Source organism: Nocardioides sp., assembly GCF_024509035.1.
Classification (GTDB): Bacteria; Actinomycetota; Actinomycetes; order Propionibacteriales; family Nocardioidaceae; genus Nocardioides.
In genome coordinates, this window is sequence record NZ_JANINT010000175.1 from 1 (window position 1) to 4,664 (window position 4,664).

The 4,664-nt window shown below is 73.5% G+C and carries 4 protein-coding genes and 1 pseudogene; 3 read left to right on the forward strand and 2 right to left on the reverse strand.

Annotated elements, in window-relative coordinates:
- The 3 genes from Q0L15_RS13385 to Q0L15_RS13395 all read left to right on the forward strand — a co-directional run.
- Positions 1–1,519: histidine kinase (locus Q0L15_RS13385; RefSeq protein WP_296604944.1), on the forward strand; the 1,519-nt coding region annotated here is incomplete at its 5' end.
- On the forward strand, positions 1,516–2,163 hold the full coding sequence (locus tag Q0L15_RS13390) for a response regulator transcription factor (RefSeq protein WP_296604945.1): 648 nt from the start codon (positions 1,516–1,518) through the stop codon (positions 2,161–2,163). The genes Q0L15_RS13385 and Q0L15_RS13390, both read left to right, overlap by 4 nt.
- A gap of 230 nt (positions 2,164–2,393) precedes the next feature.
- The gene (locus Q0L15_RS13395; RefSeq protein ID WP_296604946.1) at positions 2,394–2,612 is read left to right on the forward strand and encodes a Flp family type IVb pilin; all 219 of its coding nucleotides are present in this window, start codon (positions 2,394–2,396) and stop codon (positions 2,610–2,612) included.
- A 71-nt stretch (positions 2,613–2,683) separates the two neighbouring features.
- On the opposite strand, the gene Q0L15_RS13400 is transcribed toward Q0L15_RS13395, so the two are convergent.
- Complete coding sequence (locus Q0L15_RS13400) at positions 2,684–3,919, reverse strand: M48 family metallopeptidase (RefSeq protein WP_296604947.1); 1,236 nt, start codon at positions 3,917–3,919, stop codon at positions 2,684–2,686.
- A pseudogene (locus Q0L15_RS13405) lies at positions 3,916–4,664 on the reverse strand (hypothetical protein); the annotation flags it as partial. The gene Q0L15_RS13400 and the pseudogene Q0L15_RS13405, both read right to left, overlap by 4 nt.

A 4,664-nucleotide genomic window follows, 5' to 3' on the forward strand; every position in this document is an offset into this window, starting at 1 on the left:
CACCGCCGCCCTGCTCGCGATCCTGGCGATCGGCGGCGCCTGGCTGCTCGGCGAGATCGCCGAGGTCAACCCCGCGCTCCCGGTCTGGTTCACGACCGTGCTCGAACCGCTCACCGTGGGCGCGATCTGCGGGGTCGCCTTGCACACCTCGACGGCGATGCTGGGCGCGCTGGCGATCGGGCCACTGACGGCCGCCCTGCGCGCCGGGGCCGCGGGGGCCCTGCTCGCGATCGTCTCCGAGCTCGGCGCCCTGCTTGCGGTCGCCCTGGGCGGCGGACGACCGGTCACCGACACCGAGGGCGTGGCGATCATGACCTGGAGCGTGGCCGCGATCGGGCTCGGCATGATCGCGACGTACCTCCATGCGGCGCTGCGGCGCGACCCGGACGCGCTGGCTCCCTACCACGACGCCCAGGCCCTGATCCGGCAGCTGATCGAGCTCTCCGACGGGTTCGGCTCGGGCCTCGACCCGGCCACGCTCGGCACCCGGCTGATGGACACGGTGCGCGACGAGCTGCCGGCGGAGGTGCTGACCGTCTACGTCGCCCCGGTGCAGGACCTCGCCCCGCTCGTCACCTGGTCGCTGCACGGCCCCACCGAGCAGGACCCGGTCGAGGAGATCGCCACGGCCTGCTGGTGGTCGGGCGGCCCGATCGTCGAGGGCCGGCGGTTCGCCTTCCCCCTGCACTCCGGTCACGCCGGAGGAGCGGTCGTCGGCGTGGTGGCCGGCGTGCTCTCCGAGCGTCTCGACCCCGACCGGATCGACCTCGACGCCCGCATCGCGACGCTGGCGACCCGGCTCGCGCCGAGCGTCGTCCGCCTCGACACCGCACTGCTCTTCGAGACGCTGCGTGACCGCGCCACCGCACGGGAGCGGCGCCGGCTGGCTCGCGAGATGCACGACGGCCTCGCCCAGGACATCGCGTCCCTGGGCTACCTCGTCGATGCCCTCGCGGCCGACCGGGGCACCCCGGCGCAGGCGGCCCGCATCGAGGCGCTGCGCAGGCAGATCACGACGGTCGTCGCCGAGGTGCGCCGCTCGGTCGTCACCCTGCGCACCAGTGTCGGTGAGAGCGCCAGCCTCGGCGAGGCGCTGGGCAGCCTGGCCCGCCAGCTCACGGAGTCGTCGGGGACGCCGGTGCACGTCACGCTCGACGAGCGGGAGACCCGGCTGCGCCCGGAGGTCGAGGCCGAGCTGTTCCGGATCGCCCAGCAGGCGATGACCAACGCCGTCCAGCACGCCGGGGCGACCTCGATCGACGTGCACTGCCGGGTGCGGCCACCGCGAGCGGTGCTCATCGTGCGCGACGACGGCACCGGCCTCGGCCGGGGCCGCCCCGACTCCCAGGGCCTCGACATCATGCGCGAGCGCGCGGCCCTGATCGGCGGGCGGCTCGACGTGCACCCCCAGCACCCTCACGGCACCAGCATCACCGTGCGCGTGCCGGCCCCGGTGGCGCAGCCCGTTCCCGCGCCGACGTCCCGACCGGGCCCGCGCGAGGAGGCGGTGACGGCGTGACCACCGTGCTGCTCGTCGACGACCACGAGCTGATCCGTAGCGGCCTCGCCGCGGTGATCGACCTCGAGACCGACCTCACGGTCGTCGGCACCGCGGGGACGGTGGCCGCCGGGCTCGCCGCGGTCGACGAGCTGCGGCCCGACGTCGTCGTGGCCGACCTGCAGCTGCCCGACGGCACCGGCCTGGACATCGCGCGCGCCGTACGTCGTGAGAGCGACACCACCGGCCTGGTCGTGCTGACCATGCACTCCGGCGACGACCAGATCTTCGCGGCCATGGAGGCAGGAGCGTCCGGCTTCGTCGGCAAGGACGCACCGGCCGGCGAGGTGGTCCGCACGATCCGGCACGCGGCCGTCTCGCCACGCTCGTTCGTCTGCAGCGGACTCGCGGACGCCATGGTGCGTCGGGTCGGTCAGACGACCGCCCGGCTCTCCGACCGCGAGCACGACGTGCTGCTGCTGCTCGCCGAGGGCCTCGGCACCGCCACGATCGCCGAGCGGCTGTTCATGAGCGAGTCGACGGCCAAGTCGCACATCGCGCACATCTACCAGAAGCTCGGCGCCGCCAACCGCGCCCAGGCCCTGGTCACCGCGATGCGCGTCGGGCTGCTCTCGAGCGTGCGGCCGGCCGACCCCGCGCGCTGAACTGCTGCGCCTCGTCGGGACTTTGGTCCCGGGACCTTGGTCCCGCGCGTCCTGACCCGTCCGTGCCCGCCAACGATGTCCGATCGGCGGCACCGCATAGTCATTTCGGGCTATGGAGACGCACGCGTTCTCCCGATCCGGGTGACTCGCTTCACAGGACACGATGCGTCCGAGGGGTTGAGGGACCCCGGTCCGATCTCGGGACCACATGTGGGAGAGGGAGAAACATCATGCTGGAGTTCCTGCGGAACATGTTCTCGATGCAGCGGAACCGGAACGAACGCGGCGCGTCCGCCGTGGAGTACGGCCTGCTGGTCGGCGGCATCGCGGCGCTCATTGTCGTCCTGGTATTCGCATTGGGCAACAACGTGACGGGCTTGTTCAAGGACACCTGCACGAAGGTGGCCGCGGGCAGCACGACCGACAGCGCCAGCACGGCCTGCCCCTGACAGTCAGCCTGCGTCATAGTGGCCGCGGACCGCGAGGTCCGCGGCCACTCGCCATTTCCGGACTCCCCGGGTCACTCCCCCAGCTGCCGCGCGATCGCGATCCGGGTCATCGTCGTGGGGTGCGAGCCGAACCAGAACTGCGCCCAGGCGGGCGGGGTCAGGTCGGCCTGGGAGTGCAGCGCGAGCTGGCGCTGCACGCCGATGAACGCGTCGGGGTCGTGGGTGGTCTCCAGGGCGTCGACGTCGGCCCGGGTCTCGATCTCGCGGCTGATGCCGTTCTCGACCGGGCTGGCCAGCACCGTCCCGAGCGCCAGCAGCGCGAGCACCAGCGGGACGACCCTCGGGTCGCTCATGTCCGGACGTCGGCGTCCGACGAGCAGGCCCAGCAGCCCGACCCCGAACGCCGCGCCTGCGGCCCCGAGCAGCGAGCCCGTGAGCACGTCGTCGTGCCGGGCGTGGGCGAGCTCGTGGGCGACGACCGAGAGCGCCTGGTCGCGGGACACGTCGTCGACGAGGTTGTCGTAGAGCACGACCCGGCGAGTGCCGCCGAAGCCGGAGACATAGGCGTTGAGCGTCGTCGTACGTCGGGACGCGTCCGCGACCAGCACGTCGTCGACCGGCACGTGCTCGCGGGCCGCGAGGTCGAGCACCTCGGTGCGCAGCGTCCCGTAGGGCAGCGAGGTGAAGGAGTTGAACAGCGGCTCGATCACCACCGGGTAGACGAACGATCCGGCCAGCACCAGTGCCGCCATCAGGCCACCGGCGACGGCCGGCCACGCCCTCGTCCAACGCCGGGCGCAGGCCACCAGCACCACGAGCACGATCGAGGTCGCCACGATCGTCACGAGCTCGTTCTTGACCACGTCCGCGGTGAACCCCGACCAGGCCTGGGTGCTCAGCCCGTGGTCGAGGGCGCGCTGCCGCAGCAGGACGGCGAACGGCAGGGTCACGACGCGGCCGATGACCGCCAACGCCGCGACGGCGAGCACGACCCGCACCCACCACCAGCCGCGCAGCCGGTCGACAAGTCGCGCGCCCCAGGGCCCCAGGCCCAGGACGCAGGCCACGACCAGGGAGACCGCCAGCGAGCTCCAGCTCCACACCCGGGCCCACCGGGCGTAGTCCTCGCCGCGCTGGATCTCCGCGGGCGTGAACACCGACGCCGGGTCCGCCGGCGCGGGAGTGCCACCGGGCACCGGGTGCCACGGCACGAGCCACGCGGCGAGCGCGACGAACACGAGCCCACCGGCCAGGGTCACGGCCAGCGCCACCCGGCGCTGGTCCGGGCGCTCCCGCGAGGTTCTCACCTGGTCGATTGTGGCAGGGCGAGGTCGGCGAGCAGGTCGCGCCACCGGGCGGTCAGCTCGCGGGTCGTGAGCCCGAACGTCGCCTCCAGCGCTGACCCGACCGGCCGGCCGCCGTCGACGTCGCGGTAGAAGCGCACGAGGTCGGCCTCTCCCCCGACCTGCGCCAGCAGCCGGCAGACCAGCCAGGCGCTCTCGTACGTCGCCCCCAGGTGCGTGGCGCGGGTGCCGAACTCGGCTGCCCCGGGCAGCGCCCGGGGCGGACCCCCGCGGCGTACCTCCGCGATGATCTGGGCGGCCGACCGTGAGACCGGCAGGTCGACGTCGCGCAGCGCGACGTAGTCGGCGAAGCCCTCGAGCAGCCACAGCGGCATCTGGCTGGTCCAGGCACCGGCGGCGACGTGCGTGGCCTCGTGGCTCATCACGACCTGGGCGCCGGTCGGGCGCAGGCCGGCGTAGACGTCGGGGTTGACGAACACGTGCACGGGCGCGTCGGCCGACGTCGTCCCGTCCGGCGACGTCGTGACCGCGGCGATCTGGTCATAGGTGCCCGGGTCGGCGTCCAGCGCCCGGTTCAGCTCCTCGACGGAGTCGGGCACCTCGACCACCAGCCCGCGGTCCCAGTCGGGAAGCACGCGGCGCACGACCGGCACGGCAGCATCGGCGCGGTGCTCGTAGCGGTCGGCGGCGGCCGGCGAGCCGTCGACGAGGACGAGCGTGCGGGCCGTGCGTCGGACCTGCAGCGGCC